The 14,562-nt window shown below is 63.5% G+C and carries 13 protein-coding genes and 1 pseudogene; 6 read left to right on the top strand and 8 right to left on the bottom strand.

Translation table 11 applies throughout. The features are described from left to right. The first annotated feature begins 224 nt into the window (after positions 1 to 224). A complete protein-coding gene (gene purM / locus VEC01_RS03835; RefSeq protein ID WP_324898928.1) occupies positions 225 to 1,268 on the top strand; it encodes a phosphoribosylformylglycinamidine cyclo-ligase in 1,044 nt (347 codons plus the stop codon). 70 nt (positions 1,269 to 1,338) lie between these two features. Here purM and VEC01_RS03830 read toward each other — a convergent pair whose 3' ends face one another. From VEC01_RS03830 to VEC01_RS03795, 8 genes are all read right to left on the bottom strand, one after another. Next, positions 1,339 to 2,214: a peptidase gene (locus tag VEC01_RS03830; RefSeq protein WP_324898926.1), complete on the bottom strand. Its 876-nt coding sequence runs from the start codon at positions 2,212 to 2,214 to the stop codon at positions 1,339 to 1,341. An 86-nt stretch (positions 2,215 to 2,300) separates the two neighbouring features. Then, positions 2,301 to 3,107 carry a transglutaminase family protein gene (locus VEC01_RS03825; RefSeq protein WP_324898924.1) on the bottom strand — a complete coding sequence of 269 codons (807 nt, stop codon included), beginning with the start codon at positions 3,105 to 3,107 and terminating at the stop codon, positions 2,301 to 2,303. 1 nt (position 3,108) lies between these two features. Beyond that, positions 3,109 to 4,068 (bottom strand): alpha-E domain-containing protein, encoded by a 960-nt coding sequence (locus VEC01_RS03820; protein ID WP_324898922.1) that lies wholly within the window; start codon positions 4,066 to 4,068, stop codon positions 3,109 to 3,111. A 1-nt stretch (position 4,069) separates the two neighbouring features. Further along, positions 4,070 to 5,485, bottom strand: a complete 1,416-nt coding sequence (locus VEC01_RS03815) for a circularly permuted type 2 ATP-grasp protein (RefSeq protein WP_324898920.1) — start codon at positions 5,483 to 5,485, stop codon at positions 4,070 to 4,072. 114 nt (positions 5,486 to 5,599) lie between these two features. Beyond that, positions 5,600 to 7,636 carry a sodium:solute symporter family protein gene (locus tag VEC01_RS03810; protein WP_324898918.1) on the bottom strand — a complete coding sequence of 679 codons (2,037 nt, stop codon included), beginning with the start codon at positions 7,634 to 7,636 and terminating at the stop codon, positions 5,600 to 5,602. Continuing rightward, positions 7,626 to 7,898, bottom strand: a complete 273-nt coding sequence (locus VEC01_RS03805; RefSeq protein WP_324898916.1) for a DUF4212 domain-containing protein — start codon at positions 7,896 to 7,898, stop codon at positions 7,626 to 7,628. The genes VEC01_RS03810 and VEC01_RS03805 overlap by 11 nt, the downstream gene beginning before the upstream one ends. Further along, positions 7,898 to 9,454, bottom strand: a complete 1,557-nt coding sequence (locus VEC01_RS03800; protein WP_324898914.1) for a sensor histidine kinase — start codon at positions 9,452 to 9,454, stop codon at positions 7,898 to 7,900. The genes VEC01_RS03805 and VEC01_RS03800 overlap by 1 nt, the downstream gene beginning before the upstream one ends. A gap of 8 nt (positions 9,455 to 9,462) precedes the next feature. Then, the gene (locus tag VEC01_RS03795; protein ID WP_324898912.1) at positions 9,463 to 10,170 is read right to left on the bottom strand and encodes a response regulator transcription factor; all 708 of its coding nucleotides are present in this window, start codon (positions 10,168 to 10,170) and stop codon (positions 9,463 to 9,465) included. Between the two features lie 231 nt (positions 10,171 to 10,401). Between VEC01_RS03795 and recA the strand changes: the two genes are divergently transcribed. The 5 genes and pseudogenes from recA to VEC01_RS03770 form a co-directional block, all read left to right on the top strand. Next, positions 10,402 to 11,445, top strand: coding sequence for a recombinase RecA (gene recA, locus VEC01_RS03790; protein ID WP_324898910.1), 1,044 nt, complete (start codon positions 10,402 to 10,404; stop codon positions 11,443 to 11,445). Between the two features lie 109 nt (positions 11,446 to 11,554). Next, positions 11,555 to 12,010, top strand: coding sequence for a recombination regulator RecX (recX, locus tag VEC01_RS03785; RefSeq protein ID WP_324898908.1), 456 nt, complete (start codon positions 11,555 to 11,557; stop codon positions 12,008 to 12,010). 253 nt (positions 12,011 to 12,263) lie between these two features. Continuing rightward, positions 12,264 to 12,845: a DUF2889 domain-containing protein gene (locus tag VEC01_RS03780; protein ID WP_324898906.1), complete on the top strand. Its 582-nt coding sequence runs from the start codon at positions 12,264 to 12,266 to the stop codon at positions 12,843 to 12,845. A gap of 50 nt (positions 12,846 to 12,895) precedes the next feature. After that, positions 12,896 to 14,062 carry an ADP-forming succinate--CoA ligase subunit beta gene (sucC, locus tag VEC01_RS03775; RefSeq protein ID WP_324898904.1) on the top strand — a complete coding sequence of 389 codons (1,167 nt, stop codon included), beginning with the start codon at positions 12,896 to 12,898 and terminating at the stop codon, positions 14,060 to 14,062. 17 nt (positions 14,063 to 14,079) lie between these two features. Continuing rightward, positions 14,080 to 14,562: pseudogene (locus VEC01_RS03770) on the top strand (succinate--CoA ligase subunit alpha); the annotation flags it as partial.

Raw genomic sequence — 14,562 nt, 5'->3', positions numbered from 1 at the left:
GCGATGAACGGGGCCAGCACCGGCCCGAGGCAGGCCAGGAGCGCCACCAGTATCAGCCCGACCGCGAGCCACAATAAGGTCTGTTTCTGCTCCGGATTCAAAGAAAATGGCATGGATCGGCAGGTTGGACGGGTCGGGTTTGTTAAAATAGCGGTTTCATCAAGGCCGCGCTGCGCCAGCGCGTCCAAACCGCCTATTTTACCGCCTCTGCACTTAATCTAGACATGAGTTCCACTTCCAACGTATCCCTTTCCTACCGCGACGCCGGTGTCGACATCGACGCAGGCGACGCCCTGGTCGAAGCGATCAAGCCCTTTGCCAAGCGCACGATGCGCGAAGGCGTGCTCGGCGGTATCGGCGGTTTCGGCGCGCTGTTCGAAATCAGCAAGAAGTACAAGGAGCCGGTGCTGGTATCCGGCACCGACGGCGTGGGCACCAAGCTGAAGCTGGCTTTCCACCTGAAGAAACACGATACCGTCGGCATCGACCTGGTGGCGATGAGCGTCAACGACATCCTGGTGCAGGGCGCCGAACCGCTGTTCTTCCTCGATTATTTCGCCTGCGGCAAGCTGGACGTGCCGTCCGCGACCGACGTGATCAAGGGCATCGCCAAGGGCTGCGAGCAGGCCGGCTGCGCGCTGATCGGCGGCGAAACGGCGGAAATGCCGAGCATGTACCCGGATGGCGAATATGACCTTGCCGGCTTCGCGGTCGGCGCGGTGGAGAAGTCGAAGATCATCGACGGCAGCAAGATCGTGCCGGGTGACGTGGTGCTGGGGCTGGCGTCTTCCGGCGCGCATTCCAACGGCTACTCGCTGGTGCGCAAGATCATCTCGGTCGCCAATCCCGACCTGAACGCCGACTTCCACGGCCGCCGCCTCGCCGACGTGCTCATGGAACCGACCCGCATCTATGTGAAGCCGCTGCTGTCCCTGATCGAAAAGCTGGAAGTCAAGGGCATGGCGCACATCACCGGCGGCGGCCTGGTCGAGAACGTGCCGCGCGTGCTGCGCGATAACCTGACCGCGGTACTGCAGCGCGACGGCTGGACGATGCCGCCGCTGTTTACCTGGCTGCAGCAGCACGGCGGCGTGGCCGATGCGGAAATGCACCGCGTGTTCAATTGCGGCATCGGCATGGTGGTGATCGTGTCGAAGGATAATGCGGATGCGGCCATCGCCCATCTGCAGGCCGCGGGCGAGACCGTCTCGCGTATCGGCGAGATCCGCGAACGCCAGGGCACGGAAGCGCAGACCATCGTGGCCTGACCCCGGGGTTCGCCTCCAATGAAAAACGGCTGCATATCCTGCAGCCGTTTTTTTTTTGCGCTTGCGGAGATCAGTGCTGGCGGTTGCCGCCGTCCTGCTGCGCCAGCGTCTGCAGCGGCCCCGGCTGCACATTGCTGGCCAGGCTGTGCGGCGGCGCCACCCGCACCGGCCGGCTGTCGGTGTTCGTCGTCGACAGCGCGCGCGCACCGGCGTCGGGCGCCGCGTTCCAGACCGGGTCGGCAATGCCTTCGAACACGCTCTTGAGCTGCTGGCCCCAGGTGCTGCGGATCATCTGGAAGTACTGGTTCTTCTCGTCGATGGTGACGAAGCGCGTCACCGCCAGCTTGTTTTCCTCGTAGATCAGCAGGTCGAGCGGCAGGCCGACCGAGATGTTCGAGCGCAGCGTGGAATCCATTGATATCAGCGCGCACTTGGCCGCTTCGTTAAGCGGCGTGGCCGGTGTGATCACGCGGTCGATGATCGGCTTGCCGTACTTGGCTTCGCCGATCTGGAAATAGGTGTTCTCGTTATGCGCTTCAATAAAGTTGCCGGCCGCGTAAACCTGGAACAGGCGGCTGCGCTCGCCCTGGATCTGACCGCCGAAGATGATGCTCACGTTGAAGTCGATGCCGAATTCGCGCAGCGCGCGCGCATCCCTTTCATACACGGTGCGCACCGCTTCGCCGACGATCTGCGCCGCCTCGTACATAGAGGTGGCGGTCCATATGGTCTTGCCACCCGATGTGGTGCGTTCCGCGATAACCTGCCGGATCGACTGGGAGATCGACAGGTTCCCGGCGGTCATCAGCACCATCATGCGGTCGCCCGGGTTTTCGAACACCGTCATTTTCCGGAAATTGCCGACCTGGTCCACGCCCGCATTGGTGCGTGAGTCGGACAGGAAAACCAGCCCCGCATCGAGGCGCATGGCGACGCAATAGGTCATGATCGTAAAACAGGATACAAAACGGGAATTCTACAGGATGCGACCTGCTGCACCGGGAAGTGTGGCGAAAAGGCACTAGAGGCCCTCTACGCCCGCTTTGACGAAACCTCAACATGCACGTCCAGCGTCTCGCTGCCGCCGCCGTGGCGCACGCCGCGCACTGGCGACGCCGAGTCGTAATCGCGGCCGATCGCCAGCCGGCAATGCGATTCGCCGGCAAAGCAGGCGTGCGTCACGTCGATGCTGACCCAGCCGGAAAAATCCACGTCTTCCACCCACGCGTCCGCCCACGCATGGCTGGCCGCGTGACTGGTGTCGCCGGGATCGATGTAGCCGGACACGTAACGTGCCGGGATGCCGTGCACATGGCAGCACGCAATGAACAGGTGCGCATGGTCCTGGCAGACGCCCTCGCCGAGGCGCAGCGCATCCGATGCCGGCGTGGTCACTTCGGTGGCGCCGTTGCGGTACACGACGGATGCCCGGATTGCCTCGGCCAGCGCCAGCAGGTCGCTGCTGCCTGCGCCGGGCCGCAAGTGCCGTGACGCGAAGGCCGCGACCTCGGGATCGGCGGCGGTCAGGCGGCCGGGAACGGTAAACACCAGCGGCGACAGGCCGCCGGGATCGGCAAGCCGGCCGCGCTCGAGAGGCGCGACGTCGACGCTGCCGGCGGCGACGATCCGAACCTCGTCATGCCGTTCGGTGATGGTCAGGATGTGGCACAGGTTGCCGCAGGCATCGAGGAATTCATGCTGGCGGCCGGGCGCCTGCAGCTGCCAGGAAAGGATGCGCTGGTGCGCATCCCGCCGCGGCGTCAGCCTGAGCTGCTGGATGATATAGGTGGACGGCGCCGTGAAGCGGTACACCGTTTCGTGGCGGATGTGCAGTTTCATGCTAGGCCAGCGGTACCAGGAAATCGCGGCTCAGGCGATTGCCGAGCTCGTAGATGCGCTCGAGGAACTGCGTCAGGTAGTCGTGCAGGCCGGCCGCGAGGATCTCGTCGATCTTGGCGAACTTCAGGTCCGCATGCAGCTTGCCGGCGAAGCGCTCGGTGTCGGCCGACGCGTCGTTGCGCACCTGTGCCAGGTTGCCCACCACATCTTCCATGCACGCCAGCAGCGAGCGCGGCATGTCGGCGCGCAGCATCAGCAGCTCGGCAACCCGCTCCGGCGTGATCACGTCGCGGTAGACCTTGCGGTAGATCTCGAAGCCGGAAACCGAACGCAGGATCGCCGCCCAGTAGTAGAAGTCGTGTTGCGCTTCCTCGTCGGCCTGCACGTCGGCGAACGCGCTGTGGTCGGCGCCGTGGAACTTCACATCGAGAATGCGCGCGGTATTGTCCGCGCGTTCCAGGAAGGTGCCGAGCCGGATGAAGTGGAAGGCTTCATCCTTGAGCATGGTGCCGATCGTCACGCCGCGCGACAGGTGAGAGCGGTACTTGACCCATTCGAAGAACTGGCTGGGGTCCTGCTCGAGCAGCTTGCCCGACAGTTTGTTCTGCAGCTCGAGCCAGGTGGCGTTATGGGTTTCCCACACTTCGGTGGTCAGCGTGCCGCGCACCGCGCGCGCGTTCTCCCGCGCCTGGCCGATGCAGGAAGCGATCGACGACGGATTGTCCGGATCGCGCACCATGAAATCGAGCACGTCGCGCGCCGTCATCAGCCCATATTTATGGTCGAAGGCATCGAGCAGTTCGGAAATGCCGAGCATCGCGCGCCAGCCCTGCTCGGCAGCATGCGCCGATTGCGGCAGCAGCGCGGTCTGCACGTTCACATCCAGCATGCGTGCGGTGTTTTCGGCGCGTTCGGTATAGCGCGCCATCCAGTAAAGGTGGTCTGCGGTACGGCTGAGCATCTTATTTCTCCAGGACCCAGGTATCTTTGGTGCCGCCGCCCTGCGACGAGTTGACGACCAGCGAGCCGTCCTTCAGCGCCACCCGCGTCAGGCCACCCTTGACCATCGACACGGTCTTGCCGGACAGGACGAAGGGCCGCAGGTCGACGTGGCGCGGCGCGATGCCGGATTCGACGAAGGTCGGGCACGCCGACAGCGCCAGCGTGGGCTGCGCAATATAACCCTCCGGCCGCGCCCGCAGGCGCTCCCGGAAGGCATCAATTTCAGCGCGTGTCGCCGCCGGCCCGACCAGCATGCCATAGCCGCCCGCCCCATGCACCTCCTTCACCACCAGCTGCGGCAGGTTGGCCAGCGTGTAGTCCAGGTCTTCCTTGCGCCGGCACTGCCACGTCGGCACGTTGTTCAGGATCGGCTGTTCCGACAAGTAGAACCGGATCATGTCGGGCACATAGGGATAGATCGACTTGTCGTCGGCCACGCCGGTGCCGATCGCATTGGCGAGCGTCACCCGCCCGGCGCGGTAGACCGAGAGCAGGCCGGGTACGCCGAGCGAGGAATCGGGGCGGAAGGCGAGCGGATCGAGGAAGTCGTCGTCGATGCGGCGGTAGATCACGTCCACCCGTTTCGGGCCGCGCGTGGTGCGCATGTACACCGCATTGTCGTTGACGAACAGGTCCTTGCCTTCGACCAGCTCGACACCCATCTGTTGCGCGAGGAACGCATGTTCGAAGTAGGCGGAGTTGTACATGCCGGGCGTCATGACCACCACGGTCGGGTCGGTGACCCCGACCGGCGCCACCGAACGCAGGTTGTCCAGCAACAGGTCCGGATAATGCGCGACGGGCGCTACCTTGTAGCGGGAAAACAGTTCCGGGAACAGCCGCATCATCATCTTGCGGTCTTCCAGCATGTAGGACACGCCGGAGGGGACGCGCAGATTGTCTTCGAGCACATAAAACTCGCCTTCGCCCGCGCGCACGATATCGATGCCGGCGATATGCGCGTAGATGTCCGAAGGCACGTGGATCCCTTGCATCTCGGGGCGATACTGCGCGTTGCGGAAAATCTGATCGGCCGGTATCACTCCCGACTTCACGATGCGCTGCTCGTGGTAGATGTCGTGGATGAACATGTTCAGCGCCTGCACACGCTGCACCAGCCCGGCCTCGAGCTGCGCCCATTCAGCCGCCGGGATGATGCGCGGAATGATGTCGAAGGGAATCAGTCGTTCGGTGCCGGCATCGTCGCCGTAAACCGCAAAGGTGATGCCGACACGGCGGAAGATCAGGTCCGCTTCGGTGCGCTTGCCCGCGATGAGCTCCGGCGGCTGCCCGGTCAGCCAGGCATGGAAGCCGTGGTAGTGGTCGCGCACGGCGGAAGCGCCGTCGGCGTACATTTCATTGAAAAATTTGGGCATGGTGTGCAGCCTGCGCTAGGGCGCCGCCGCGCCTGCCATGGGGAGGCGCGGCGGCCGGAATGTTCGGTTAAAGAGTATCAAGAAGCGTGCCAGCAAGCACCTTGAGGGTGCGAGCTAGGGAAGGCGGATGTGGTCGACGAACGCCATCGTCCGCGGCTCGGGCCGCGCGGTCAGCAGGCTGACGACGACGATCGCCAGGAACCCCGCGGGCACGCCGAATACGCCGGCCGAGATCGGCGCAATGCCGAACCACTGGTTGGCGGCCGAGCCGCCGAGCGCCGGGTAGGTGCGGACCATGTAGTACACGCACACCCCGAGGCCGATCACCATGCCGGCAATTGCACCTTGCTGGTTCGCACGTTTCCAGAAAACGCCCAAAACCAGGGCGGCAAACAGCGCGGACGCCGCCAGCGAGAATGCCGCGCCGACCATGGACAGGATGTCGCCGGGTTTCAGCGATGCGGCATACGCCGCGACCAGCGCCACCACCAGCAGCAGCAGTTTCGAGATGGTGACCCGCTTTTGCGTCGACGCGGTCGGATCGACCGTCTTGTAATAGACATCGTGCGACAGCGCGTTCGAAATCGTGAGCAGCAGCCCGTCGGCGGTCGACAGGGCGGCCGCCAGGCCGCCGGCGGCGATCAGGCCGGAAATCACATAGGGCAGGCCGGCGATCTCCGGCGTCGCCAGCACCACGATGTCGCCGTCCATCACGATCTCCGCCAGCTGCACGATGCCGTCCCGGTTCATGTCGGAAATCGACACCAGCGGGTTGAGCTTGTCCACGCTTGCCCAGTACGACACCCAGGCCGGTATCTTCGAGAAGTCGGTGCCGAGCAGCGAGGTGTAGATATCGTACTTGACCAGTACCGCGAGCGCGGGAACGGTGGTGTAGAGCAGGATCACGAAGAACAGGGTCCAGAACACCGACTTCCGCGTCTCGGCCACCGAGGGTGTGGTGTAAAAGCGCACCAGGATGTGCGGCAGCGCGGCGGTCCCCATCATCAGGCACAGCACCAGCGCCATGAAGTTGTTGCGCTTGCCGTCCGATGCTGCCTCGGTCTTGCCCGGGAAAGGGGTTGCATGCGGCACCACCGGCTCGGCGTGCGACAGGTTGAATTGCATCGCTTCGGTCCATTTGCGCCGGGCTTCTTCCGGGTCCTTCGGATAGACCGCAAGCGCGCGGCTGGCCGCCTTGATTTCAAGCAGCGAGGCATTGCTGCGCTTGAGGTCTTCCACATGGCGCTGCATGTCGACCAGCCCGCCTTCCCAGGACTTCGGCAGGGCCTGGATCTTCGCCTCGTACTCGCGCGCGCGCGCCTTGTAGATCGTGCGCACCTGCTGTTCTCCCCGGTCCTCGTTGAGCTCCTTTTCGCGCTCGCTCAGTTTCGACAGCGCCGAGCCGTAGGCGACTTGCGGAACGGGAATGTTGGTGTGCTTTACCGACAGCCACACGACCGGGATCATGTATGCGATCAGCATGATGATGTACTGCGCCACCTGGGTCCAGGTGATCGCGCGCATGCCGCCCAGGAAGGAGCACACCAGGATGCTTGCCAGCCCGAGGAAGATGCCGACCGAGAAATCGACACCGGTGAAACGCGAGGTGATCAGGCCCACGCCGTAGATCTGCGCCACCACATAGGTGAAGGACACCAGCACGGTGAAGCCGACGGCGAGGAGACGCACCGTGTTGTTGCCCCACGGGCCGCAATAGCGCGCGGCGAGGAAATCCGGGATGGTGTAGTGGCCGAACTTGTTGAGGAAGGGCGCAACCAGCAGCGCCACCAGGCAGTAGCCGCCGGTCCAGCCGAGGATGTAGGCGAGGCCGTCGAATCCCATCACATACAGGCCGCCGGCCAGGCTGATGAAACTTGCCGCCGACATCCAGTCCGCGGCGGTCGCCATGCCGTTGTACATCGCCGGTACCCTGCGGCCCGCGACGTAGTATTCCGACACATCCGAGGTGCGGCTGATCACGCCGATGCCGGCGTACAGCACGATCGTCGAAAAAATGAACAGGTAGCCGATCCAGGCGCGCGGAAAGCCCTCCTTCTCGAGGATCGCCAGCGAAAGCAGGAAGACGATGAAGCCGGCGGTATACCAGCTGTAATACCGGCCCAGGCGGCGCGAAAAATCCTTATTCGGCATCGGCAGTCTCGTTGTTGAGGATGCGGTCCAGCCGCCGCATGCGCGCCACGTAGACCGCGACGATCAGCAGATACAGCAGCGACAGTCCCTGCGCGGCCATGTAGAACGAAAACGGCCAGCCGAACAGCGTCAGCCCCGCCAGCTCGCGCGCGAAGAAGATGATGCCGAAGGTCGTCGAAAACCAGACCGAGACCAGGAACGCCGTCAGTACCTTGGCCTTGCGCCAGTAGCGCTTGCGGTTGCGCGCCGCGATCGTGTCCATCAGCCGATATCCTCGATAAAGTCCGGACGCTGCTCCATGCGCAGCGTGACCCGGAACAGGCTGCCCGGGAACTTCGGGTCATGGCAGTGCGGGTTGTTGAAGATCTCGACGGTCGCGCCGTGCTGCTGCGCGATCTCGCGCACGATCGACAGGCCGAGCCCGCTGCCTTCCACATTGCTGCCCAGAATACGGTAGAAGCGCTCGAACACATGCGAACGCTCCGAAGGAGGAATGCCGGGGCCGGTATCCTCCACTTCGAGTATCGCCCGCTCCTCCATCGCATTCGCGCGCACGCGCACGGTCACGCTGCCGCCCGGCGGCGTATAGCGCAGCGCGTTGTCGATCAGGTTGCCCAGCAGTTCGCGCAGCATCAGGGGATTGCCGAGCACCATGATGGGATGCCCCGGCTGTTCGAAGCCCAGGTCGATGCGGTGGGTAAAGGAAGGCTGCACCCATTCCTGCACCACGTTGCGGGCCAGTTCCGACAGTTCGAGCGGAACGAAAGGCTTGGCGGCCGGCGTCTGGTTTTCGGCGCGCGCCAGCGCCAGCAACTGGTTGACCAGGCGGGTGGCCGTCTCCGAACTCTTGGACAGCTGTTCGAGGGAGCGGTGGATTTCTTCCTGGCGGGTTTCGCGCAAGGCCAGCTCGGACTGCATGCGCATGCCGGCCAGCGGCGTCTTCATCTGGTGCGCGGCGTCAGCGATGAAGCGCTTCTGCATCTCGATACTTTGAGACAGCCGTTCCAGCATGTCATTGAGCGAGCCGACCAGCGGCGAGATTTCCTCCGGCACCTGGCCGGACTCGATCGGGCTCAGGTCGTCCGGCCGGCGCGCGCGGATGCGCTGCTGCAGTTCCGCCAGCGGCGACAGGCCGCGCGACAGCGCGAACCAGACCAGTGCCAGCGCGATCGGCAGGATGATGAACTGCGGCAGGATCACGCCCTTGATGATTTCATTGGCGAGATGGGCGCGCTTGTCGAGCGTCTCGGCGACCTGGACCAGCACCCGGCTCGGCGTTTCGATCCGCGCGCGCGTCGGGAAATTGCGGCGCAGATCGATATAGGTGTAGGCGATGCGCACCTCGCTGCCACGCATCGTATCGTTGCGGAACTGTACCGAACCGGACGGCATCCGGTCTTCTTCCGCCGGCGGCGTCGGCAGGTCGGGATCTCCATCGACGAATTCGCCGCGCGGGCCGATGATCTGGAAGTAGACATAGTCGACATCGTCGGCGCGCAGGATGTCGCGCGCGGCGGCGGACAGCGGGGCGACCACCTTGCCGTTGACTTCCTTCACCTGCTGCGCCACCACGATCACGTTGTCGTCCAGTGCCCGGTCGAAGGGATAGTTGGCGATCGACTTGGCGACCAGATAGGTGATGGCGATGCTCATCGGCCACAGCAGCAGCAGCGGGACCAGCATCCAGTCGAGGATCTCGCCGAACAGCGAGCGCTGGATGCGTTCCTCGGGCTGGGTGGCGAGCGGGGGCGCGGCGTGCGGGGCGGAAGACGCGGCCGAGACAGGATCGCCCGCTTCCGGACGGTGGGCGTCGCTCATGGCGGAAATCAGCCGGAGGTCGGTGCGGAGGGAGCGCCCGGCGCCGGATCGGAGAATTTCTCCAGGCAGTAGCCGAGGCCGCGCACCGTGGCAATGCGCACGCCGCCCACCTCGATCTTCTTGCGCAGACGGTGAACGTAGACTTCGATCGCGTTGTTGCTGACTTCCTCGCCCCACTCGCACAGGTGGTCGACCAGCTGTTCCTTCGAGACCAGGCGGCCGGTGCGCTGCAGCAGCACTTCCAGCAGGCCGAGTTCGCGTGCCGACAGGTCGAGCATCTGGTCGTTCATGTAGGCGATGCGACCCACCTGGTCATAGGACAGGGGGCCGTGCTTGATGACGGTCGGCCCGCCGCCGGCGCCGCGCCGGGTCAGCGCGCGCACCCGCGCTTCCAGTTCGGACAGCGCGAACGGCTTGGCCATGAAATCGTCCGCGCCCAGGTCGAGTCCCTTTACGCGTTGCTCGATGGAATCGCCGGCGGTCAGGATCAGCACCGGCAGCCGGGAATTGCGGGCGCGCAGGCGCCGCAGCACTTCCAGGCCCGGCATTTTCGGAAGACCGAGGTCGAGGATCAGCAGGTCGAAGTCCTGCGTCGACAGCGCCGAGTCCGCCTCCAGGCCGTTCTTGACGCAGTCGGTCGCATACCCGGACTGGCGCAGCGAGCGCGTCAGCCCGTCGGCTAGTACACTGTCGTCTTCGGCGAGCAAAATACGCATGTTTGCACTCTGCAATCAGATGGCAGAAGTCTATTGCTTTTCACTAATACCGGCAAGGCAAAGCAAGAGTCGGTTGCCCTACTCCTCATCGTAATCAAGATTCCTCAATATTTAAAATTCCCGCTTGCATAGAGCACTGTTTTTTTATACAGTACAGCCTGTGACGTTGATTGTGGCCCGCGAATCCCGGATTGGCGGACTAGTAACTACCTAACCGTCGAAAGAATACTTATGGACGACAAGAAATCCGTGCAGAACCCGGAAAAGGCAAAGGCGCTTGCCGCCGCGTTGGCACAAATCGAGAAGCAGTTTGGCAAGGGTTCGGTGATGCGCATGGCCGACGGCGCCGTGCAGGAAGAAGTGCAAGTCGTTTCCACCGGCTCGCTCGGCCTGGATATCGCGCTCGGCGTCGGTGGCCTGCCGCGCGGCCGCGTGGTCGAGATCTACGGTCCGGAATCTTCCGGTAAAACCACGCTGACCCTGCAGGCAATTGCAGAAATGCAAAAACTGGGCGGCACCTGCGCCTTCATCGACGCGGAGCACGCACTGGACGTGATCTACGCGCAGAAGCTCGGAGTCGATCTGTCCGAATTGCTCATTTCGCAACCGGACACCGGCGAGCAGGCGCTGGAAATCTGCGACGCGCTGGTGCGTTCCGGCAGCGTGGACCTGGTGGTGGTGGACTCGGTGGCGGCACTGACGCCGCGCGCCGAAATCGAAGGCGACATGGGCGACTCGCTCCCCGGCCTGCAGGCCCGCCTGATGTCGCAGGCGCTGCGCAAGCTCACCGGCAGCATCAACCGCACCAACACGCTGGTGATCTTCATCAACCAGATCCGCATGAAGATCGGCGTTATGTTCGGCAATCCGGAAACCACGACCGGCGGCAATGCGCTGAAGTTCTATGCGTCGGTACGCCTGGACATCCGCCGCACCGGCTCGATCAAGGCTGGCGACGAAGTGATCGGCAACGAGACCAAGGTCAAGGTCGTCAAGAACAAGGTGGCGCCGCCGTTCAAGGAAGCGCACTTCGACATCCTGTATGGCGAAGGCACCTCGCGCGAAGGCGAGATTCTCGATCTCGGTTCCGAAGCGAAGATCGTCGAGAAGTCTGGCGCCTGGTACAGCTACAACGGTGAGCGCATCGGCCAGGGCAAGGACAATGCGCGCAACTACCTGAGGGAGCATCCGGAGCTGGCGCGCGAGATCGAAAACAAGGTGCGCGCCGCGCTCGGCGTGCCGGAGTTGCCGCCGCTGGTTGCAGAGGCCGAGTAAATAAACAAGTCGACGGGCAGGGGTGGCGGCGCATTCGCGCCCGTGCCCGCCCCGTCATTCCACCATCCCGAATACTTCACGTGAGGGAGCCCGCGCCTGTCGGAACACCATGGCAAAAGTGCAAATGAGTCTGAAGGCGCGGGCTCTGAAGTATCTCTCCTCCCGCGAACACAGCCGGCTGGAGCTGGCGCGCAAGCTGGCGCGCTATGCGCAGGAAGGTGACGACATCGAGTCGCTGCTGGACGCGCTCGAGTCCGCCAAGCTGCTGTCGCAATCCCGTTTTTCAGAGTCGCTGGTCCACCGCCGGGCAGCGCGGTTCGGCAACAGCCGCATCCTGTCGGAGCTGCAGGCGCACGGAATTGAAGGCGAAGCGCTGCAGGACATCAAGGCTGGACTCAGCCTGGACGAAACCGCCCGCGCCAGGGAAGTATGGCGCAAGCGCTTCGGGCAGCCGCCTGCCGACGCCACCGAACGGGCGAAGCAGATGCGATTTCTGCAACAGCGCGGATTTTCCCATGCTGCCATCCAGGCAACCATGCGCGCCACCAATACTGAAGACGACTGAAAAAACACGTTCCGCCCCTCGCCGGAGCGCATTTCTTAATCCAGGATAAGCCTGCCGCGCCTGCCCGCAATCGGCCGTCCCACGCCGTTCCCGGCCCTTCGTGGCAAAAATGCCATTGTGGTTTTAGGCATGTGACCTGTGCTACACTTTGACGGTTTTTGCAGCGCCGCATGAGCGGCTGCTGTCGTAGAAGCTGCGACAGCGACACGCAACTGCGGCATTTCTTTTGGCCGCTTCACTGGCATTGGTGTTTATGCCCTTATCTCCGCCGTCATCCCGCCGTGCGTTAAAGCACACGCGCGCAATCCAGATCGAAGCGTTCGCACGCGACGACGGCTTGTGGGATCTCGACGCGCATATCACCGACGTCAAGACCCGCGACGCGCTGCTCGCCTCCGGCACCCGCCCGGCAGGCCAACCCCTGCATGACCTCTGGCTGCGCATCACGGTCGACACCCAACTGAACATCGTCGATGCGGAGGCAGTCTCCGACGCCGTCCCCTACCCGAACTTCTGCGATACCATCGGCGCGGCCTACAAGAAGCTGGTCGGCCTGAACCTGTTGAAGGGATTCCGCGATGGGGTCAAGCAGCGCCTGGCGGGAGTCAACGGCTGTACCCACCTGACCGAACTTGCCAACGTCCTGCCGACGGCGACCATCCAGGCGCTTGCCGGCGACGTGATCGACACCCGCGACGGCGCAAGCGGTGACCAGCAGAGCCAGAAACCGTTTCAACTCGACCGCTGTCATGCGTTGCGCTCCGAAGGCGAAGCGGTCGCCCGATATTATCCGCGCTGGGCGGTGAATCCGTTGGCAGTATCCAAATCCAGTTAATCAACTTAACCAGTTTGTTTTTTTCGATAAGAGTCTGAAGGGAAGCTCGCATGAAAATCCATGAGTATCAGGGCAAAGAAATCCTCCGCAAATTCGGAGTGACGGTTCCGCGCGGTATCCCGTGCTTTTCCGTGGAAGAAGCTGTCAAGGCGGCTGAAACTCTTGGAGGCCCGGTCTGGGTCGTCAAGGCACAGATCCATGCGGGCGGCCGCGGCAAGGGCGGCGGCGTGAAGGTTGCCAAGTCGCTCGACCAGGTCAAGGAATACGCGCACGCCATCATGGGCATGCAGCTCGTCACCCACCAGACCGGCCCGGAAGGCCAGAAGGTGAACCGCCTGCTGATCGAAGAAGGCGCCGACATCAAGAAAGAACTCTACGTTTCCATGGTCACCGATCGCCTGTCCCAGCGCGTGGTGCTGATGGCTTCCAGCGAAGGCGGCATGGATATCGAAGAAGTCGCTGAAAAGCACCCCGAGCTGATTCACAAGGTGGTGATCGATCCGGCGACCGGCCTGACCGACGCCGATGCCGACGCCATCGCCGCCAAGATCGGCGTGCCGGAAGGCTCCATCGCCGACGCGCGCAAGCAGCTCCAGGGCCTGTACAAGGCATACTGGGAAACCGACGCTTCCCTGGCTGAAATCAACCCGCTGATCCTGACCGGCGACGGCCGCGTCGTCGCGCTCGACGCCAAGTTCAACTTCGACTCCAACGCGCTGTTCCGCCATCCGGAAATCGTCGCGATGCGCGACCTGGATGAAGAAGATCCGGCCGAAATCGAAGCTTCCAAGTTCGACCTCGCTTACATCTCCCTCGACGGCAATATCGGCTGCCTGGTGAACGGCGCCGGCCTGGCGATGGCCACCATGGACACCATCAAGCTGTTCGGCGGCGAGCCGGCCAACTTCCTCGACGTGGGCGGCGGCGCCACCACCGAGAAGGTGACCGAGGCATTCAAGCTGATGCTCAAGAACCCCAACCTCAAGGCCATCCTGGTCAACATCTTCGGCGGCATCATGCGCTGCGATGTGATCGCCGAAGGCGTGATCGCCGCTTCCAAGGCGGTGTCGCTGGGCGTGCCGCTGGTCGTGCGCATGAAGGGCACCAACGAAGACCTGGGCAAGAAGATGCTGGCCGAATCCGGCCTGCCGATCATCTCGGCCGACACGATGGAAGAAGCAGCGCAGAAGGTCGTCGCTGCAGCCAACGGTAAATAATCGCTAAGGGAATACAAATGTCGATTCTGATCAATAAAGACACCAAAGTCATCACGCAAGGCATCACCGGCAAGACCGGCCAGTTCCACACCCGCATGTGCCGCGATTACGCCAATGGCAAGAACTGCTTCGTCGCCGGCGTCAACCCGAAGAAGGCGGGCGAGGACTTCGAAGGCATTCCGATTTTCGCGAACGTGAAGGAAGCCAAGGACAAGACCGGCGCCACCGTGTCCGTGATCTACGTGCCGCCGGCTGGCGCGGCCGCCGCGATCTGGGAAGCCGTCGAAGCCGAACTCGACCTGGCGATCTGCATCACCGAGGGCATCCCGGTGCGCGACATGCTGGAAGTGAAGGACCGCATGAAGAAGGCCGGCAGCAAGACCCTGCTGCTCGGACCGAACTGCCCGGGCCTGATCACGCCGGACGAAATCAAGATCGGCATCATGCCGGGCCACATCCACAAGAAGGGCCGCATCGGCGTCGTGTCGCGTTCCGGCACG

The sequence above is a fragment of the Noviherbaspirillum sp. genome (assembly GCF_035627455.1).
Lineage (GTDB): Bacteria > Pseudomonadota > Gammaproteobacteria > Burkholderiales > Burkholderiaceae_D > Noviherbaspirillum.
The sequence above is the reverse complement of the archived record's forward strand: the minus strand, read 5'-3'. Positions and strand labels throughout refer to the sequence as shown.

Excerpts from the sequence above, each read along its gene's own strand:
- recX (WP_324898908.1), top strand. The coding sequence starts at position 11,555 with ATGGCAAAAGTGCAAATGAGTCTGAAGGCGCGGGCTCTGAAGTATCTC.
- VEC01_RS03800 (WP_324898914.1), bottom strand. The coding sequence starts at position 9,454 with ATGAGCGACGCCCACCGTCCGGAAGCGGGCGATCCTGTCTCGGCCGCG.
- sucC (WP_324898904.1), top strand. The coding sequence starts at position 12,896 with ATGAAAATCCATGAGTATCAGGGCAAAGAAATCCTCCGCAAATTCGGA.
- VEC01_RS03805 (WP_324898916.1), bottom strand. The coding sequence starts at position 7,898 with ATGGACACGATCGCGGCGCGCAACCGCAAGCGCTACTGGCGCAAGGCC.
- recA (WP_324898910.1), top strand. The coding sequence starts at position 10,402 with ATGGACGACAAGAAATCCGTGCAGAACCCGGAAAAGGCAAAGGCGCTT.
- VEC01_RS03820 (WP_324898922.1), bottom strand. The coding sequence starts at position 4,068 with ATGCTCAGCCGTACCGCAGACCACCTTTACTGGATGGCGCGCTATACC.
- VEC01_RS03830 (WP_324898926.1), bottom strand. The coding sequence starts at position 2,214 with ATGACCTATTGCGTCGCCATGCGCCTCGATGCGGGGCTGGTTTTCCTG.
- VEC01_RS03780 (WP_324898906.1), top strand. The coding sequence starts at position 12,264 with ATGCCCTTATCTCCGCCGTCATCCCGCCGTGCGTTAAAGCACACGCGC.
- VEC01_RS03825 (WP_324898924.1), bottom strand. The coding sequence starts at position 3,107 with ATGAAACTGCACATCCGCCACGAAACGGTGTACCGCTTCACGGCGCCG.
- VEC01_RS03815 (WP_324898920.1), bottom strand. The coding sequence starts at position 5,485 with ATGCCCAAATTTTTCAATGAAATGTACGCCGACGGCGCTTCCGCCGTG.
- VEC01_RS03810 (WP_324898918.1), bottom strand. The coding sequence starts at position 7,636 with ATGCCGAATAAGGATTTTTCGCGCCGCCTGGGCCGGTATTACAGCTGG.
- VEC01_RS03795 (WP_324898912.1), bottom strand. The coding sequence starts at position 10,170 with ATGCGTATTTTGCTCGCCGAAGACGACAGTGTACTAGCCGACGGGCTG.
- purM (WP_324898928.1), top strand. The coding sequence starts at position 225 with ATGAGTTCCACTTCCAACGTATCCCTTTCCTACCGCGACGCCGGTGTC.